This is a genomic window from Streptomyces sp. NPDC020742 (assembly GCF_040641675.1).
Taxonomy (GTDB): domain Bacteria; phylum Actinomycetota; class Actinomycetes; order Streptomycetales; family Streptomycetaceae; genus Streptomyces.
In genome coordinates, this window is the sequence record NZ_JBFAEA010000020.1 from 88,202 (window position 1) to 106,026 (window position 17,825).

At 73.2% G+C, this 17,825-nt stretch carries 14 protein-coding genes; 4 read left to right on the forward strand and 10 right to left on the reverse strand.

Annotated elements, in window-relative coordinates:
• Positions 1-32 precede the first annotated feature (32 nt).
• A complete protein-coding gene (locus AB0G84_RS27780; RefSeq protein ID WP_361326349.1) occupies positions 33-1,418 on the reverse strand; it encodes an AI-2E family transporter in 1,386 nt (461 codons plus the stop codon).
• Positions 1,419-1,673: 255 nt separating this feature from the next.
• A complete protein-coding gene (locus AB0G84_RS27785) occupies positions 1,674-1,868 on the reverse strand; it encodes a DUF3046 domain-containing protein (protein WP_361326352.1) in 195 nt (64 codons plus the stop codon).
• Between the two features lie 77 nt (positions 1,869-1,945).
• On the opposite strand from AB0G84_RS27785, the gene AB0G84_RS27790 reads away from it, so the two are divergent.
• From AB0G84_RS27790 to AB0G84_RS27805, 4 genes are all read left to right on the forward strand, one after another.
• Positions 1,946-2,866 carry a hypothetical protein gene (locus AB0G84_RS27790; RefSeq protein WP_361326354.1) on the forward strand — a complete coding sequence of 307 codons (921 nt, stop codon included), beginning with the start codon at positions 1,946-1,948 and terminating at the stop codon, positions 2,864-2,866.
• A 78-nt stretch (positions 2,867-2,944) separates the two neighbouring features.
• Positions 2,945-7,714: a DEAD/DEAH box helicase gene (locus AB0G84_RS27795; RefSeq protein ID WP_361326357.1), complete on the forward strand. Its 4,770-nt coding sequence runs from the start codon at positions 2,945-2,947 to the stop codon at positions 7,712-7,714.
• Between the two features lie 144 nt (positions 7,715-7,858).
• Positions 7,859-8,689, forward strand: coding sequence for a DNA-formamidopyrimidine glycosylase family protein (locus tag AB0G84_RS27800; protein ID WP_361326360.1), 831 nt, complete (start codon positions 7,859-7,861; stop codon positions 8,687-8,689).
• A gap of 32 nt (positions 8,690-8,721) precedes the next feature.
• Positions 8,722-9,498 (forward strand): SDR family NAD(P)-dependent oxidoreductase, encoded by a 777-nt coding sequence (locus tag AB0G84_RS27805; protein ID WP_361326363.1) that lies wholly within the window; start codon positions 8,722-8,724, stop codon positions 9,496-9,498.
• Here AB0G84_RS27805 and AB0G84_RS27810 read toward each other — a convergent pair.
• From AB0G84_RS27810 to AB0G84_RS27845, 8 genes are all read right to left on the reverse strand, one after another.
• Positions 9,446-9,724 (reverse strand): hypothetical protein, encoded by a 279-nt coding sequence (locus AB0G84_RS27810; protein ID WP_361326414.1) that lies wholly within the window; start codon positions 9,722-9,724, stop codon positions 9,446-9,448. The genes AB0G84_RS27805 and AB0G84_RS27810 overlap by 53 nt on opposite strands.
• Positions 9,725-9,901: 177 nt before the next feature.
• A complete protein-coding gene (locus AB0G84_RS27815) occupies positions 9,902-10,375 on the reverse strand; it encodes a DNA starvation/stationary phase protection protein (protein ID WP_361326366.1) in 474 nt (157 codons plus the stop codon).
• Between the two features lie 294 nt (positions 10,376-10,669).
• Positions 10,670-11,053: a helix-turn-helix transcriptional regulator gene (locus AB0G84_RS27820; RefSeq protein ID WP_030415589.1), complete on the reverse strand. Its 384-nt coding sequence runs from the start codon at positions 11,051-11,053 to the stop codon at positions 10,670-10,672.
• A gap of 94 nt (positions 11,054-11,147) precedes the next feature.
• The gene (locus AB0G84_RS27825) at positions 11,148-11,684 is read right to left on the reverse strand and encodes a nicotinamide-nucleotide amidohydrolase family protein (protein WP_361326369.1); all 537 of its coding nucleotides are present in this window, start codon (positions 11,682-11,684) and stop codon (positions 11,148-11,150) included.
• Entirely contained in the window at positions 11,681-12,331 is a 651-nt protein-coding gene (gene pgsA, locus AB0G84_RS27830) for a CDP-diacylglycerol--glycerol-3-phosphate 3-phosphatidyltransferase (RefSeq protein WP_361326372.1), read from the reverse strand. The genes AB0G84_RS27825 and pgsA overlap by 4 nt, the downstream gene beginning before the upstream one ends.
• Complete coding sequence (gene rimO, locus AB0G84_RS27835; protein ID WP_361326375.1) at positions 12,328-13,833, reverse strand: 30S ribosomal protein S12 methylthiotransferase RimO; 1,506 nt, start codon at positions 13,831-13,833, stop codon at positions 12,328-12,330. Before rimO ends, pgsA begins: the two co-directional genes overlap by 4 nt.
• Before the next feature lie 107 nt (positions 13,834-13,940).
• Positions 13,941-14,747: a helix-turn-helix domain-containing protein gene (locus tag AB0G84_RS27840; RefSeq protein ID WP_361326378.1), complete on the reverse strand. Its 807-nt coding sequence runs from the start codon at positions 14,745-14,747 to the stop codon at positions 13,941-13,943.
• A 223-nt stretch (positions 14,748-14,970) separates the two neighbouring features.
• Complete coding sequence (locus AB0G84_RS27845; RefSeq protein ID WP_361326380.1) at positions 14,971-17,760, reverse strand: DNA translocase FtsK; 2,790 nt, start codon at positions 17,758-17,760, stop codon at positions 14,971-14,973.
• Positions 17,761-17,825: the final 65 nt, after the last annotated feature.

A 17,825-nucleotide genomic window follows, 5' to 3' on the forward strand; every position in this document is an offset into this window, starting at 1 on the left:
CGGCGTCCTCCAGGGACTGCCGGGGCGAGGGCTCAGCGGGCGGTGCCGCCGTCCTGGTCTGAGGCGCCCCCGGAGTCCGCCTCGCCGCTGCCCTCGGCACCGGTCCCGCCGCCGGGCGGCGTCCGGGGCGCCGTCACCGTGGGCGCGGACTCGTCCCGGGCCACCACCGGCTCCTCCGGTGACGGTCCCGACCGTTCGGCGCGCAGCACGCCGCGGGCGCGGGCGAGGAGGCCGGCGGCCCGCAGGCCCCGGCTGCGGCCACGGATGCGCAGATCGCCGGGGACCTCGTAGCGCCTGACGTAGGCGCCGAGGAACGCCTGCAGCGTCGCCGTCGCCGGGATGGCGATGAGGGCACCCACCGCGCCCATCAGGGCCGTGCCGGCGACGACCGAGCCGAAGGCGACGGCGGGGTGGATGTCCACGGTCTTGGCGGTGATCCGCGGCTGCAGGAGGTAGTTCTCGAACTGCTGGTAGACCACGACGAAGGCGAAGACCCACAGCGCGTGCCAGGGATCGACGGTGAAGGCGATCAGGATGGGCAGCGCGCCCGCCAGGTAGGTGCCGATGGTGGGGATGAACTGGGAGACCAGGCCGACCCACATGCCCAGCGCGGGGGCGTACGGGACGCCCATCAGCTCCAGCAGGACGTAGTGCGCGATACCGGAGATCAGCGCCATCAGCCCGCGCGAGTAGAGGTATCCGCCGGTCTTGGCGACGGCGATCTCCCAGGCCCGCAGCACCTCCGCCTGGCGATGGGGCGGCAGGACGGAGCACAGCGCGCGCCGCAGCCGGGGGCCGTCGGCGGCGAAGTAGAAGGAGAACAGGGCCACCGTCAGGAGGTTGAACAGGCTGCCCAGCACCGTCGCGGAGACCGCCAGGACGTTGTTGGCGCTGTCCTGGACGTACTTCTGCAGCCAGTCGGACCGCAGCAGGTTGTTCTGCACCTGGACCCGCGAGAGGTGGGTGTGCAGGGTGCTGTTGATCCAGCTGATGACGGAGTCCAGGTACTGCGGGAACTCCTCGACCATGGTGGCGATCTGGCCGGCCAGCATGGACCCCAGGAGCGTGAAGAAGCCGACCGCGCCCACGAGGATCCCCACGAAGACCAGGCCCGTGGCCAGCCCGCGGCGCATCCCTCGGGCCGCCATCCAGTCCACGGCCGGCTCGACGGCCAGCGCCAGGAAGAAGGCGATCAGCACGTTCAGCAGCAGCGTGATCAGCTGGTGGAAGCCCCAGATGGCCAGCTGGTAGCAGCCCACGAGGGCGAGCGCGAGCAGCATGGCGCGCGGCAGCCAGCGCGGCATCCGCGCATCGGAGCGGTCCCCCGGCTGGGCCTCGGCCCGGTGCTCACGCCGGTCCGCCGGCCGGTCCGCGGGCCATGGGTCATCGTTACTGGTGATCTCTTCAGACACGGGCACGCTGCCCAGTGTCGCGTACCGCGCCGACATCCCCGGCCCTGGGCCGTGGCGCGGTCCGTGCCCCCGCAGCCGCACCGGGCGGCCCTGGGCCGCCCGGTCCGCACCGCTGCGATCGGCACCCCGGACCGGCGCCGATCGCGAGGCACCGCCCACGGTGGACGGCCTACGGCAGCGCTTCCCGGTCGGCCTCTGACCGGCCCCGGTCAGCCCAGATCGGCTCCGATCGGCTCCCGTCAGCCCTTGGTCAGCCCCTGGTCAGCGCTTGTCCTGCGGCACGTCCATCACCGAGCAGACCACCCGCCACACCTCCTTGGCGCTCCAGCCCGCGTCCAGCGCCTCGTGGATGGTCCGGCCGCCGAGGCCGGACATCACATGATCGCGCGCGAAGGAGTCGGCGTAGGACGCACCGAAGTGGTCCGCCATCCGCTGCCAGAAGACCGTCAACCGCATGCCTTCAGTATCCCGCCTGGGAGGGCCGCGGTGCGCGAGCCGGTGTCGCCGGGAGATTTCGGGCCTACGGTCGGGCCATGGCCGACAACGTAAGCCCCCCTTCGCCCCATCTGGCGCGCGCCGAGCGCTTCATCTGGCTGACCGCCCGGGTGTTGGAGCAGCGACTCTTCGAGTACCACTTCCTCGGTGGCGCGGCGGACCCGGTCGAGACCGCGCTCGCCGCGTACCGCAACGACGACGACGGCTACGGCCACGCCCTGGAGCCCGATCTGCGCGGCCCCGTCAGCCAGCCGCTGCACACCGCACACGCCCTGAAGATCCTCGACGCCATCGGACGCTGCGACGGCCGCCAGGTGGAGCGCATCTGCCGCTACCTGACGAAGATCTCCACTGCGGACGGCGCGCTACCCGCGCTGCACCCCTCGCAGCGCGGCTATCCGGCCGCCCCGTGGATCCCGGTGGTCGACGATCCGCCGAGCGCGCTGCTGGCCACCGGCCCCGTGGTGGGGCTGCTGCACCGCAACGAGGTGTGGCACGCATGGCTGTTCCGGGCCACCGACTACTGCTGGGCGGCCGTGGAGTCCCTGAAGGACACCCATCCGTACGAGGTCGAGGCGGCGGTGGCCTTCCTGGACGGGGCCCCGGACCGCCCGCGCGCCGCCGCGGCCGCCGAGCGGTTGGGGCGTCTGGTGCGGGAGCGGGGCCTGGTGCTGCTGGACCCGGAGCGCGCCGCGGACGTCCCGGTGGCGGAGGGGTACGCCCCCGGGGAGCACCACCTGGCGTACGACTTCGCGCCCACCCCCGGCTCGCTGGCCCGCACCTGGTTCACCGACGCCGAGATCGACCGGGCGTTGGACCACCTCACCGCGCTCCAGGAGGAGGACGGCGGCTGGCCGGTCAACTGGCGGGTGTGGGCTCCGGGGACCGCGCTGGAGAGCCGCCCGATGGTGACGCTCAGGGCGCTGCTCACCCTGCGGGCGTACGGGCGCCTGGGCTGAGCTCCGCCCGCCCCGGCGTCCGGCCGCGGCGGGCCGCGCGGGGCCGCGATGTCAGTGGTCCGGTGCACGATGGGGGACATGGCCAAGGCAGCACTCGACTCGTTCTCCCCCGCGACCCGCGGATGGTTCGCCGGGGCGTTCAGCGCGCCCACCGCGGCGCAGGAGGGGGCTTGGCAGGCGATCGCCGCGGGGTCGGACGTCCTGGTGGTGGCGCCCACCGGGTCCGGCAAGACCCTGGCCGCGTTCCTCGCGTCGCTGGACACGCTGGCGAGCACCCCGCCGCCCGCGGAGCCGAAGAAGCGCTGCCGGGTGCTGTACGTCTCCCCGCTGAAGGCGCTGGCCGTCGATGTCGAGCGCAATCTGCGCAGCCCCCTGACGGGCATCCGCCAGGAGTCGGTCCGCCTGGGACTGCCGGAGCCGGACCTCACGGTCGGCATCCGCTCCGGGGACACCCCGCCCGCGGAGCGCCGGTCGATCGCCAACCGCCCGCCGGACATCCTGATCACGACCCCCGAGTCGCTGTTCCTGATGCTGACCTCATCGGCCCGGGAGGCGCTGGCGGGCGTCGAGACGGTGATCGTGGACGAGGTCCATGCGGTCGCCGGCACCAAGCGCGGCGCCCATCTGGCGCTGTCCCTGGAGCGGCTCGACGAGCAGCTGGACCGCCCGGCCCGCCGGATCGGGCTGTCGGCGACGGTGCGGCCGGTGGAGGAGGTGGCCCGCTATCTGTCTCCGCGGCGCCGGGTGGAGATCGTCCAGCCGCCGTCCGGGAAGCGCTTCGACCTCTCGGTGGTCGTCCCCGTGGAGGACATGGGCGAGCTGGGCGGCGCACCGGTCCAGGAGGGCGACACCGGTGAGAAGCCGTCCATCTGGCCACAGGTGGAGGAGCGGATTGCCGATCTCGTCCAGGCGCACCGCTCCACCATCGTCTTCGCCAACTCCCGCCGCCTGGCGGAGCGGCTGTGCAACCGGCTCAACGAGATCGCCTACGAGCGGACGACGGGCACCGCGCTGCCCGAGCACCACTCCCCCGCGGAGCTGATGGCCGAGGCGGGCGCCGCCAAGGGCGCGCCGGCACTGCTGGCCCGGGCGCACCACGGATCGGTGTCCAAGGAGCAGCGCGCCCAGGTGGAGGAGGACCTGAAGGCGGGGCGGCTACCGGCCGTGGTCGCCACCTCCAGCCTGGAGCTGGGCATCGATATGGGCGCGGTGGACCTGGTCGTCCAGGTGGAGTCCCCGCCGTCGGTGGCCTCCGGGCTGCAGCGGGTGGGCCGCGCCGGGCACCAGGTGGGCGCGGTCTCCACGGGCATCGTCTTCCCCAAGTACCGCGGTGACCTGGTCCAGGCGGCGGTGGTCACGGAGCGGATGCGCTCGGGCGCCATCGAGGCGCTGCGGGTGCCGGCCAACCCGCTGGACGTGCTCGCCCAGCAGCTAGTGGCCATGGCCGCGATGGACACCTGGGACGTCACCGAGCTGCTGGCCGTGGTGCGCCGGGCCGCCCCGTTCGCCGCGCTCCCGGAGTCGGCGTTCACGGCCGTGCTCGACATGCTCGCCGGGCGCTACCCCTCCGACGCCTTCGCCGAGCTGCGTCCGCGCCTGGTGTGGGACCGCATCGCCCAGACCGTCACGGGCCGCCCCGGGGCGCAGCGGTTGGCTGTGACCTCCGGGGGCACGATCCCCGACCGCGGTCTGTTCGGGGTGTTCCTGGCCGGCGGCGACTCCGGGAAGGGTGGCGGGCGACGGGTGGGCGAACTGGACGAGGAGATGGTCTACGAGTCCCGCGTCGGCGACGTCTTCACCCTCGGCACGACGTCCTGGCGCATCGAGGACATCACCCGCGACCGGGTCCTGGTCACCCCCGCCCCCGGGGTGCCCGGCCGACTCCCGTTCTGGAAGGGCGACCAGCTGGGCCGCCCCCTCGAACTCGGCCGTGCGCTGGGCGCGTTCCTCCGTGAGGTCGGCGCGCTCGGCGCCGAGGACGCCGGGGCCCGGCTGTCCGCCGCCGGGCTGGACGACTGGGCGGTGTCCAATGTGCTGGCCTATCTGGCCGAGCAGAAGCAGGCCTGCGGCCACGTCCCCGATGACCGGACGATCGTCGTCGAGCGGTTCCGCGACGAACTGGGCGACTGGCGGGTGGTCATCCACTCCCCCTTCGGCGCGCAGGTCCACGCCCCTTGGGCGCTGGCGCTCGGCGCCCGGCTGGCCGAGCGTTACGGCATGGACGCCCAGGTGATGCACGCCGACGACGGCATCGTGCTGCGACTGCCGGACGCCGATCTGATGGGGCTCGACCTCCTGGACGGCGACGGCGGGTTCGGGCCGACGGCCGGCCTCGGGCCGGGCAGCCGGGGCGCGGAGTACGACCCCGAGCAGTCCCCGGTGGGGGCCGCCGACGTCGCCTTCGACCAGGGCGAGATCGACCAGGTGGTCACCGACCAGGTCGGCTCCTCGGCGCTGTTCGCCTCCCGGTTCCGGGAGTGCGCGGCGCGCGCCCTGCTGCTGCCGCGGCGCAGCCCCGGCAAGCGCACCCCGCTGTGGCAGCAGCGCCAGCGGGCCGCCCAACTCCTCCAGGTGGCAAGCGAGTTCGGGTCGTTCCCCATCGTGCTGGAGGCCGTCCGCGAGTGCCTCCAGGACGTCTTCGACGTACCGGGCCTGGCGGAGCTGATGGGCGACATCGAGGCCCGCCGGGTGCGCCTGGTGGAGGTCACCACCCCCGAGCCGTCCCCGTTCGCGCGCTCGCTCCTGTTCGGCTACGTCGCCCAGTTCCTCTACGAGGGCGACTCGCCGCTCGCCGAGCGCCGCGCGGCCGCGCTGTCGCTGGACTCCCGGCTGCTCGCCGAGCTGCTGGGCCAGGCCGAGCTGCGCGAACTGCTGGACGCCGAGGTGCTCGCCGAGCTGGAGCGCGAGCTGCAGTGGCGCACGGAGGACCGCCGGGTCAAGGACGCCGAGGGGGTCGCCGATGTGCTGCGGCTGCTGGGCCCGCTGACCGACGCCGAGCTGGCCGAGCGTGGTGCGGACCCGGCCTGGTCCCGGGAGCTGGCCGCGGCCCGCCGCGCCATCCAGGTGCGGATCGCCGGTGCGGACCACTGGGCGGCGGTGGAGGACGCCGGACGGCTCCGTGATGCGCTGGGCACCGCGCTGCCGGTCGGCGTCCCGGAGTCGTTCACCGAGCCGGTGGCCGACCCACTGGGCGACCTGCTGTCCCGGTACGCCCGTACGCACGGCCCGTTCACCTCGGAGCAGGCCGCCGCCCGCTTCGGACTGGGCGCGGCCGTCACGGACGGCGCGCTGCACCGCCTCGCCGCCGCCGGCCGGGTCGTCCAGGGGGAGTTCCACCCCGCGGGGATCGGCCAGGAGTGGTGCGACGCCCAGGTGCTGCGCCGCCTGCGCCGGCGTTCGCTGGCCGCGCTGCGCGAGGAGCTGGAGCCGGTGCCGCCGGCCGCGCTCGCCGCCTTCCTCCCCCAGTGGCAGCATGTCGGTGCCCCGCGCCCGGCGTCGGCGAGCGGCACTCCGGCGCCGCCGTCCGGGGCGTCGCACGGCCTGCGCGGTATCGACGGGCTAGTGCGCGCTATCGAGCAGCTGCAGGGCGCGCCGGTGCCGGCCTCGGCCCTGGAGAAGCTGGTGCTGCCGTCCCGGGTCGGCGGCTACTCCCCCGCCATGCTGGACGAACTCACCGCCACCGGCGAGGTCCTGTGGGCCGGTGCCGGTGCGCTCCCCGGGAAGGACGGCTGGCTCTCCCTCCACCTCGCCGACTCCGCCCCGCTGTTGCTCCCGCCGCCGCTCCCCCTGGAACTGTCCGCGCTGCACGAGTCGTTGCTGTCGGCCCTCGCCCCCGGGTACGGCCTGTTCTTCCGCCAGCTCGCCGACCAGGTGCGCGCCACCACCCACCCCGAGGCCACCGACCCCCAACTCGCCGATGCGCTCTGGGAGCTGGCCTGGTCGGGGCGGCTGACCAACGACACCCTCGCCCCGCTGCGGGCGCTGTTGGGCTCGGGCCGTACGGCGGGCTCGACCGCCCACCGCGCGCGCCGCGCCGTCCCCCGGGGCCGGTACGGCACACTGACCGCCGGCGCGGGCCACGGCGCCCGCCCCACCGCCTCCCGCTCCGGCCCGCCGACCGTCGGGGGCCGCTGGTCGCTGCTGCCCGCGCCCGAACCGGACGCCACCCACCGCGCCCATGCGCGGGCCCGTACGCTCCTGGACCGCCATGGCATCGTCACCCGCGGTGCGGTCGCCGCCGAGGGGGTGGAGGGCGGGTTCTCCGCCGCGTACCGGGTGCTGGCCGCCTTCGAGGAGTCCGGTCAGGCCCGCCGGGGGTATGTCGTCGAGGGGCTGGGCGCCGCCCAGTTCGCGATGGACGGTGCGGTGGACCGGCTGCGCGCGGTCAACACCCAGCGGGAGCGCACCGCCGATGACCCGCTGGGCGACGGCGGTCCGGCGCGGCGCGGCGGTCCACAGCGGGCCGTCGTCCTGGCCGCCGCCGACCCGGCCAACGCCTACGGTGCCGCCCTGTCCTGGCCCGACCCTCCGGAGGGCTCGACCCACAAGCCCGGCCGGAAGGCGGGCTCCCTGGTGGTCCTGGTCGACGGCGCGCTGACGCTCTACATGGAGCGCGGCGGCAAGACCCTGCTCGTCTGGCCCCTGGGACAGGATCCGGGCCGGGCGTCCGAGGACCCCCGGCTGCGTCTCGCGGTCGAGGCCCTCACGGACGCCGCCCGCGCCGGGGCCCTGGGGACGATCACCACCGAGCGCATCAACGGCACCGCGGCCCTGACCTCCCCCTTCGCCACCCTCTTGGAGGCGGCCGGCTTCCACCCGACCCCGCGGGGGCTGCGGCTACGGGGGTGAGCCCCTTGCGGGCCGCCCACCGGAGCCGCGGTCGCGGCCCGGCGGCACCCCTCCGCCCCGGACGCCACCCCGCTCCCCATCGCCTCCCCCTCACGTCCCGACCGCGTCCCGACCGTCCCGCCGCGTTCCCGGCATCATGGGGACATGCCCGAAGGCGACACCGTATGGCGCGTGGCCCAGCGGCTCCACCAAGCGCTGGCCGGCCACCGGCTGACCCGCTGCGACCTGCGGTTTCCCCGGCTCGCGACGGTGGACCTCACCGGCCGCACGGTGCAGGAGGTGATCCCCCGGGGCAAGCACCTGCTCGCCCGCTTCGAGGGCGGCCTCACCCTCCATTCCCATCTGCGGATGGACGGCGCCTGGCAGCTCTACGGCCCGGACGAGCGCTGGCGGGGCGGTCCCGCGCACCAGATCAGGGCGGTCCTGGCCACCACCGGGCGAACCGCGGTCGGCTATCGCCTGCCCGTTCTCGAGCTGCTGCGCACCGCCGACGAAGCCCGGGTCGTCGGCCACCTGGGTCCGGATCTCCTCGGCCCCGACTGGGACGCCGAGGAGGCCCTGCGCCGGCTGCTCGCCGACCCCGCGCGGCCGCTCGGCGAGGCGCTGCTGGACCAGCGCAATCTCGCCGGGATCGGCAATGTCTACAAGTCCGAACTGTGCTTCCTGCTGCGCGCCTCCCCCTGGCTTCCCCTCGGGGACCTCCCGGAGCCGCTCCGCGTCCCGGTGCTCGCCAAGAAGCTGCTGGAGGCCAACAAGCGCCGCCCGGCCCGGGTCACCACCCCCAGCGCCCGCCCCGACCGCCGGCTGTGGGTGTACGGGAGGGCCGGCCGGCCCTGTCTGCGCTGTGGTACGCCGGTCCGCGGCGCGGACCAGGACCCGGACGCGGAGGAGCGGGTCACCTACTGGTGCCCTGCCTGCCAGCCCGGCTCGGCCCGGTCTCCGGAGCCCCCGACCCGACGCCCGCCCACTTATTGACGGACCGTCAGATCCCTCCCTACCCTCGGCCCATGCCCCTCACGGCGTACGACCTCAGCGGCCGCACCGCGGTCGTCACCGGCGCGGCGAGCGGCATCGGCCGCGCCACCGCCGTCCTGCTCGCCGAGGCCGGCGCCACGGTCCACTGCGCGGACCTCGACGGCCCGGGCGCAGCGGCGACCGCCGCGGCCATCACCGCATCCGGCGGGGCCGCACACCCCCACCACTTGGACGTCACCCGCCGCTCCGAGGTCGCCGCCGTCGTCGACGCGGCGCGCGAGGACACCGGCCGTCTCGATGTGATGGCCAACATCGCCGGGATCATGCACTCCTCCCCCGTGCTGGAGACCGAGGACGCCGATCTGGACCGGGTGTGGGCCACCAACTTCAAGGGCGTGCTCCACGGCTGCCAGGAGGCCGCCCGCGCCATGATCGCCACCGGCACCCGGGGCTCCATCGTGACCATGGCCTCCGGCGCGATCGACACCGGCGCACCCGGCCTGCTCTGCTACAGCGCCGCCAAGGCCGCCGTCGTCCAGCTCACCAGGACGCTGGCCACGGAGGCCGGTCCGCACGGCATCCGCGTCAATGCCGTCGCCCCGGGCTGGATACGCACCGCGATGACCGCGCGGCACAGCGCCGAGGCCCAGCAGCAGGCGGAGCGTCCGATGAGCCGGATGTCACCACTGGGGCGGGTGGGCGAGCCCGAGGAGATCGCGCACGCCGTGCTCCACCTGGCCTCGGACGCCTCGTCCTTCACGACCGGCCAGATCCTGCGCCCGAACGGCGGCGTCGCCATGCCCTGGTGAACGCCGCCCCCACCCTCCGTACCCCTCGGACGACGGCCCGTCGGACGGTTCCCTCGCTCCGCCCCGTCGACGGCACACAGTGCACCGGCAGCAGGCTCAGCCCCCAGCCGCCCAGCGCCACGGCGCCTTCGACCACCCCCGACGCCTGCGGCCAGAGCACCAGCCGGACCACGGCGAACCACCACAGCCCCCCGGCCAGCACCGCGGATATCCAGCGCCCCGGCACGCTCCGGGCACGCCGGCCGCCCGGCTCAGCCACCGGGAGCCGACCGGCCGGCCCGCGGGCCACAGATCCACGCCATGCCATGGGTGCCTCCTCCGGCCGACGCTAGACGGGCCCGCCGCCGGCGGGGAGGGCGCACCGGCGCTTGTCCCGCGCGCGGGACGCCGGTGCGCGCTCCGGTCAGTGGTGGGCCTCGGCCTGGAACATCCAGTGGTGCTTCTCCAGGTCAGCGGTGAGACCGATCAGGATGTCCTGGCTGACCGGGTCCGGGTCCGCGGTGTCGACGATCCGCTCCCGCATCCGGCCGATGATCGCGCCCAGGGCGTTCACCATGGCCCGCACCACTTCCCCGTCCTTGATCCAGCCGTCCTGCACCTCGCTGATGCCGCTGGTCTTGGCCACGGTGCCGGCCCGACCGTCGGGCGAGACACCGATCGCGGACGCCCGCTCGGCCACCGTGTCGGCGTGCGTCCGCGCGCTGGCGACCACCTCGTCGAGCTGGAGGTGTACGGAACGGAAGCGGGGGCCGATGACGTTCCAGTGCACCTGCTTGGCGACCAGGGAGAGGTCGACCAGGTCGACGAGGGCCCCTTGGAGGGCGTTGCCGACCGTGCTGCGGTCTGCATCGGACAGCGTGCTCTTGACGACGGACATCCGGATACTCCTGTTCGGACGAGGGAAGGGGCGGTCGATCGGACACCGGCCGGACGCCAGCGGCCGCGGACCGGAACACCAGCCGGACACCGAGGGCACCGAGCCGGAGGCACCCGGAGAGCGATTGGGCGATTTACCCGATTTCGCCATCGTACAAATGAATCGTCCGTTCTGGTCGCCTCAGGCGGACCGACCGAGCGCGCACCAGGGCGCCGTCCACAGCCCCGCCCGGGCAGCACAAAGCCCCGGCGGGCGTGCTGCCCACCGGGGCCCGGTGCGTACGAACAGGGGGTGTCAGGCCGCTACGACATCCACGACGTCGGCCGGCGACTTGATGGTCACGCGCTCCTCCGGCACACCGGCCAGGGACGCGACGGACACCGAATTGAGCTTCGGCCGCACCGGTGCCGGCACCGCATCGCTCGCGGCCGCGGACGCTGCCAGCTCGGCGAGCGCAAGCTCGTCGCTGACCTCCCGCATGAGCTCGGACATGCGCACATCCAGCGCGTCACAGATCGCCGAGAGCAGTTCGGAGGACGCCTCCTTCTGCCCCCTCTCGACCTCGGACAAATAGCCGAGCGATACCCGGGCGGAGGAAGAGACCTCGCGCAGGGTTCGGCCTTGGCGCTGACGCTGTCGGCGCAGCACGTCACCCAGCAGGCGACGAAGCAGAATCATCGCTGGCTCCCTCCTCGGACCTCGGATCCGGATCCTTCTCGCCCCACCGTACCGCCTCGGGCCTCGGCCGTGCCGGGCGCGACTACGTGTTCACTCAGGGCTGCAAACATCCATTCCCCCCGTGTTGTTCCGTATCCTGTGCCCGCGCATTTTCTGTCAGTTCGCTCAACAACAGTGCGAGGACGGCCTCGATGGTGTCTCGTCGGATCCGGTCCCGATCCCCCGACAGCGCCAGTTCGCGCACCCCTCCGACGCCGCCCGGCCCCTGAACCGCCACGAAGACCGTGCCCACCGGCTGCCCGTCCTGCGGCTCGGGGCCGGCCACACCGGTCGTGGCGATGCCCCAGTCGGCGCCCAGCACCCGCCGCACACCCGCCGCCATCTGCCGCGCGACCTCGGCGTCCACCGCCCCGCGCGCGGCCAGCAGCCCGCCGTCCACCCCCAGCAGTTCCCGCTTGAGGTCGGTGGCGTACGCCGTGACCGAGCCGCGCAACACCCGCGAGGCCCCGGGGACGCCGGTCAGTGCGCCCGCCACCAGGCCGCCGGTCAGCGATTCGGCCACCGCCAGGCTCTGCCCCCGCCCGGCCAGCAGCTCCAGCGCCCCGGCCGCGACAGAACCCGGCCCGCTCACCGCGCGGTGTCCCGCTCGGCCCGATCGGCCCGCTCCCGGGCCAGCCCGGCCCGGCGCAGCACCACGGCCTGCCGGACGTAGTCCAGCCCGGTCGCGACCGTGAGCACCACGGCCGCCGCCATCACCCACCAGCGGAGGGTCGCCAGCGGACCGGTCAGCACCAGGACGTACATCCCGACCGCAGTGCCCTGCGCCAATGTCTTGATCTTGCCGCCACGACTGGCCGGAATGACCCCGTGCTTGATCACCCAGAACCGCATCAGCGTGATGCCGAGCTCACGGAAGAGGATCACCCCGGTCACCCACCAGGGCAGATCACCCAACACCGACAGACAGATCAACGCGGCGCCCATGATCGCCTTGTCCGCGATCGGGTCAGCGATCTTGCCGAAGTCGGTGACCAGGTTGTACGTGCGCGCCAGGTGGCCGTCGAAGATGTCGGTGATCATGGCGACGGCGAACGCGGCCCAGGCGAACACACGCCAGACCGGATCCGTCCCGTCGTCGTGCATCAGCAGCACGACGAAGGCCGGGACCAGCACCAGCCGCAGCATCGTCAGGACATTGGCGATGTTCCACAGCCCGGCCTGCCGGACGGCCGGCGCCGTGCGCGGCCCACCAGCTGCGGATGCCGGGACTCCGGTCATCTGCCCGCCTCCTCGGTACACCCCGTGCCGTCCACCGACAGCACCTCCGCCACGAGGTCCACGCCCTCGCTCGCCACCACCTTTGCTTCGACCATACGACCGGGCTGAAGCTCCTGGTCGGTCGAGAGCAGGGTGACGCCGTCGGTCTCCGGCGCCTGGTGCGCGGCCCGCCCGACGATGCCGTCCTCGTCGTCGATCCGGTCCACCAGCACCCGCAGCGTCTCCCCGACCCGCTCCTCGGCGCGCTGTGCGGTCAGCTCCTCGGCCAGCCGCGACACCCGCGCCAGCCGCTCAGCGACCTCGTCCGGGTCGACCTTGTCCTCGTACGAGGCGGCCTCGGTGCCGTCCTCGTCGGAGTAGCCGAAGACGCCGATGGCGTCGAGCCGGGCCCCGGTGAGGAAGCGCTCCAGCTCCGCCAGGTCGTTCTCGGTCTCCCCGGGGAAGCCGACGATGAAGTTGGAGCGGGCGCCGGCCTGGGGCGCCTTCGCCCGGATCGTGGCCAGCAGGTCGAGGAAGCGGTCGGTGTCGCCGAAGCGCCGCATCGCCCGCAGCACGCCCGGCGCGGAGTGCTGGAAGGACAGGTCGAAGTAGGGCGCCACCTTGTCGGTGCCGGTCAGCACGTCGATCAGGCCGGGGCGCATCTCCGCGGGCTGGAGGTAGCTGACCCGGATCCGCTCGATGCCGTCGACGGCCGCCAGCTCCGGCAGCAGCGTCTCCAGCAGCCGGATGTCGCCGAGGTCCTTGCCGTAGGAGGTGTTGTTCTCGGAGACCAGCATGACCTCCTTGACGCCCTGCTCGGCCAGCCAGCGGGTCTCCCCGAGCACGTCCGAGGGGCGGCGGGAGATGAACGACCCGCGGAAGGACGGGATGGCGCAGAACGAGCAGCGCCGGTCGCAGCCGGAGGCCAGCTTCACCGAGGCCACCGGGTTGCTGCCGAGCCGGCGGCGCAGCGGCGCTCGCGGCCCTGAGGCCGGTGCGACGCCCTCCGGGAGGTCCTCGGGCGCCTCGGCCGGCGGCGCCGCCGCGTCGGTCTGGGCGTGGCCGGGCAGCGCCACCGCGGTGGCGCCCTGGCGCTCGGCGGGGCTGAGCGGCAGCAGCTTGCGGCGGTCGCGCGGGGTGTGCGAGGCGTGGATGCCGCCGCTGAGGATGGTCTGCAGACGGTCGGAGATGTCGGCGTAGTCGTCGAATCCGAGCACACCGTCGGCCTCGGGCAGCGCCTCGGCGAGCTCCTTGCCGTAGCGCTCGGCCATGCAGCCGACGGCCACCACGGCCTGGGTTCTGCCGTGGTCCTTCAGATCGTTGGCTTCCAGCAGGGCGTCGACGGAGTCCTTCTTGGCGGCCTCGACGAAACCACAGGTGTTGACGACGGCGACATCGGCTTCGGTGGCTTCCTCGACAAGCTCCCAGCCGTCCGCTGCCAGGCGACCTGCGAGCTCCTCCGAGTCCACCTCGTTACGGGCGCAGCCAAGAGTGACAAGGGCGACGGTACGGCGTTCGGGCATAGGGCTCAGCCTACTTCGTCCCGGACACCCCCTTGGCGCGCAGGTCTCCGCCGCCGGCTCCGGAGCTCCCGGAGCGGGCGGCGGACGGCCCCTCGGGGCGGCGACGGTCAGCCCGCCTGGGGGTCTCCCGGCGTGTAGCTGAGCCGCTCCACCGGGCCCTTCTCACCGATCTGCTTGACTTCCTTGCCGTTGACGTACAGCTGTACGGCCGGGGCGTTGCCGAGGACCAGGTCGATCCGCTTCTTGTCCGTGATCGTCTTGGACTCGCCCTTCTTCAGCAGGCTGTCCTCCAGGAGCTTGCCGCTGGCGTCCTTCGCCGAGACCCAGCTCTGGCCGTCGCGGGCGGTGACCTTGATCGTGACCTTGTCCTTCGGCAGCCCGGCGACCGCGCTGTCGGAGGGCTCCGGGACCGGAGGCTTGATCGTCGAGGGGTGCCGGGTGGGGGCGGGCGCCGGCTTGGCGTTGGCGCCGCCGGCCGTGATCGGACCGTTGCCGCTCTTGTCCCCACCCGTGAAGAGCGTGAACCCGGCGAAGCCCACCACGGCGACGATCGCCGCGATCATGGCGGCCGTCCAGTTCGGGCGGCGCGGCTCGGAGCGGATCCGCTCGGCCTCGAAGATCGGGGCGGCCAGCTCCGTCGGGGTCGGCCGGCCACCGTGCTCCGCGTCGAACTGGCCGATCAGCGGTCCGGGGTCCAAGGACACGGCACGGGCGAGCGCTCTGATGTGTCCCCGGGCGTAGACGTCGCCGCCACAGCGCGAGAAGTCGTCCTGCTCGATCGCCTGCACGAGAGGAATGCGCACCCGCGTCGTCGTACTGACCTCTTCTACGGTCAGTCCCGCTCCGATACGGGCCTGCTGGAGGGCACGACCGACGGAAGGCCGGTCTGCTTCGGGGGAGTTGCCGATGGACACGGGGGCGCCTTTCGAGCGTGTAGCCACCTGCTGGAAGTTCAGTCTAGGGGTGGAGCGAAAGGGTCGGGCAAGCGGGAGGGCGGGGTTTGTACGCCATCGGAACGCCCCCGGGTGCCATGGGGGTCGGTTGACGAACCATCGTTCCCTCGCCTCCCTCAACTTGACGTTTCGGCAGGAGAAACGGTTGCCTGCTTCTCTCGTACGGGTGACCCGGATGTGTGTGCTACTGGGTAGCCTCCCCCCGGATCACCGCAAGCACTCCGTCCAATTCATCCGGCTTCACCAGAACGTCGCGCGCCTTGGAGCCCTCGCTCGGCCCGACGACGTTTCGTGACTCCATGAGGTCCATCAGCCGGCCCGCCTTGGCGAACCCCACCCGCAGCTTGCGCTGGAGCATCGACGTCGACCCGAACTGGGTGGAAACCACCAGCTCAGCGGCCTGACAGAGCAGATCGAGGTCATCGCCGATGTCCTCGTCGATCTCCTTCTTCTGCGCCGTGCCGACCGTGACGTCCTCGCGGAAGACCGGGGCCATCTGGTCCTTGCAGTGCTGGACGACGGCCGCGACCTCGTCCTCGGCCACGAACGCACCCTGCATACGGACCGGCTTGTTGGCCCCCATCGGCAGGAAGAGCCCGTCGCCCTTGCCGATCAGCTTCTCGGCGCCCGGCTGGTCCAGGATGACCCGGCTGTCGGCGAGCGAGGAGGTGGCGAAGGCGAGCCGGGAGGGCACGTTCGCCTTGATCAGACCGGTCACCACGTCGACGGACGGGCGCTGGGTGGCGAGCACCAGGTGGATGCCGGCCGCGCGGGCGAGCTGGGTGATGCGGACGATCGCGTCCTCCACGTCGCGCGGCGCGACCATCATCAGGTCCGCCAGCTCGTCCACGATCACCAGCAGGTACGGGTACGGCGCCAGCTCCCGCTCGCTGCCCTCGGGCGGGCTGACCTTGCCGCTGCGCACCGCCGCGTTGAAGTCGTCGATGTGCCGGAAACCGTAGGCCGCGAGGTCGTCGTAGCGCAGGTCCATCTCGCGCACCACCCACTGCAGCGCCTCGGCGGCCCGCTTGGGGTTGGTGATGATCGGCGTGATCAGGTGCGGGATGCCCTCGTACGCGGTGAGCTCGACCCGCTTGGGGTCGACCAGCACCATCCGGACGTCCTCCGGCGTGGCCCGCATCATGACCGAGGTGATCAGGCAGTTGATGCAGGACGACTTTCCGGAGCCGGTGGCGCCGGCGACCAGCACGTGCGGCATCTTCGCCATATTGGCCGTGACGTAGCCGCCCTCGACGTCCTTGCCGAGCGCGACCAGCATCGGGTGGTCGTCGCCCGCGGCATCCGCCAGCCGCAGCACATCGCCGAGGTTGACCATCTCGCGGTCGGTGTTGGGGATCTCGATGCCGACCGCGGACTTGCCCGGGATCGGGCTGATGATGCGGACATCGGGGCTGGCCACGGCGTAGGCGATGTTCTTGGCCAGCGCGGTGATCTTCTCGACCTTGACCGCGGGGCCCAGCTCGACCTCGTAGCGGGTGACCGTCGGGCCACGGGTGAAGCCGGTGACCGCGGCGTCGACCTTGAACTCCTGGAAGACCGTGGTCAGCGCGGTCACTATGGCGTCGTTGGCGGCGCTGCGGGTCTTGCCGGGGCCGCCGCGGGAGAGCAGCTCCAGGGACGGCAGCGCATAGGTGATGTCACCGGACAGCTGGAGCTGCTCGGCGCGCGCCGGCAGCTCACCGGACGGCTCCGGCGGGGCCTTGGTGAAGTCGGGGACCGACGAGGCGGGCCCACCGCCCTTCGCCGGGGGCTTCGCGCCGCGGGCCGGCGGGACCGTACCGGACTGGGCCGCGGCGTCCCCGGTGTCGGCGCCGTCCTGCTCCCTCCGCTCGCCGGAGACGCTGCTGCTCAGTCCCGCGACGAGCGGGGAGGGCTGGACGCCGTGCAGCACCGCACCGTCCAGCGCCGCGGCGGCCGCCGCGGCGACGTCCACCGCGTCCATCGGCCGATCCGCTTCGGGCTCCGCGGACGCCCGGCGCGGACGGCTCCGCTTGGCCAGCGCCGCCTCCTCTATGGCCTCCGGGCCGTCCGAGGCGGGGGCCGCGGCGGAGCTGCGCCGCGGCCTGCGGGCCGGCTGCTCGCGCCACTCGTCGGCGTACTCCTCGGCGTACTCGTCCGCATCGTGGTACTCCGCCTGCCCGGCGGGGTGCAGCACGCCCAGCCGCTCGCCGAGCGCCCGCAGCCGCTGCGGGACGGCGTTCACCGGCGTCGCGGTGACCACCAGCAACCCGAAGAGGGTCAGCAGCGCCAGCAGCGCCACGGCCAGGGTCTGCCCGACGGTGAAGATCAGCGGCTTGGAGGCGACCCACCCGACATAGCCCCCCGCGTCCTGTATGGCGGCCAGACCGTTTCCCCGGCCCGGTGATCCGCAGGCCATCGCGACCTGCCCCAGGACACCGATGACCAGCGCCGAGAGCCCGATGACGATCCGGCCGTTGGCCTCGGGCTGCTCCGGGTGCCGGATGAGGCGTACCGCGATGCCGCCCAGCAGGACCGGCACCACCAGGTCGAGCCGCCCGAAGGCACCGGTCACCAGCAGCTCGACGAGATCGCCGACCGGACCGGAAAGGTTGGACCACGTACCGGCCGCGATGACCAGCGCCAGACCGAGCAGCCCCAGCGCCAGACCGTCCTTGCGGTGCGCCGGGTCGAGGTTCTTCGCGCCGCGGCCCATACCGCGGAACAGCGCGCCGATGGCGTGGGCAAGACCCAGCCAGCAGGCACGGACCAGACGGTAGACGCCGCCGGTCGGTGACGGGGCCGGTCTCGGTGCGGCCTTCTTGGCGGGCGCCTTCCTGGCCGGGGCCTTCTTCGCCGCGGCCTTCTTGGCCGGCGGCTTGCCGGACGTCTTCTTCGCGGCGGTCTTCTTGGCGGCGCCTCCGGACCGTCCGGCACGCTGCTTCGCGGGTCCCGCCGTGCTCTGGGTTCCCTTGCCGGAGGTACGTGAGGCCATGGCGACGAGATTACAGGCGAACGCGGGCATGACACGAGCGCACGGCGCTTCACCCATCCGTGTCG

What these genes read in the sequence shown, in the direction of transcription:
- rimO (WP_361326375.1), bottom strand. Translation starts at nt 13,833, where the DNA reads ATGCCCGAACGCCGTACCGTCGCCCTTGTCACTCTTGGCTGCGCCCGT.
- AB0G84_RS27800 (WP_361326360.1), top strand. Translation starts at nt 7,859, where the DNA reads ATGCCCGAAGGCGACACCGTATGGCGCGTGGCCCAGCGGCTCCACCAA.
- pgsA (WP_361326372.1), bottom strand. Translation starts at nt 12,331, where the DNA reads ATGACCGGAGTCCCGGCATCCGCAGCTGGTGGGCCGCGCACGGCGCCG.
- AB0G84_RS27845 (WP_361326380.1), bottom strand. Translation starts at nt 17,760, where the DNA reads ATGGCCTCACGTACCTCCGGCAAGGGAACCCAGAGCACGGCGGGACCC.
- AB0G84_RS27805 (WP_361326363.1), top strand. Translation starts at nt 8,722, where the DNA reads ATGCCCCTCACGGCGTACGACCTCAGCGGCCGCACCGCGGTCGTCACC.
- AB0G84_RS27795 (WP_361326357.1), top strand. Translation starts at nt 2,945, where the DNA reads ATGGCCAAGGCAGCACTCGACTCGTTCTCCCCCGCGACCCGCGGATGG.
- AB0G84_RS27785 (WP_361326352.1), bottom strand. Translation starts at nt 1,868, where the DNA reads ATGCGGTTGACGGTCTTCTGGCAGCGGATGGCGGACCACTTCGGTGCG.
- AB0G84_RS27815 (WP_361326366.1), bottom strand. Translation starts at nt 10,375, where the DNA reads ATGTCCGTCGTCAAGAGCACGCTGTCCGATGCAGACCGCAGCACGGTC.
- AB0G84_RS27820 (WP_030415589.1), bottom strand. Translation starts at nt 11,053, where the DNA reads ATGATTCTGCTTCGTCGCCTGCTGGGTGACGTGCTGCGCCGACAGCGT.
- AB0G84_RS27790 (WP_361326354.1), top strand. Translation starts at nt 1,946, where the DNA reads ATGGCCGACAACGTAAGCCCCCCTTCGCCCCATCTGGCGCGCGCCGAG.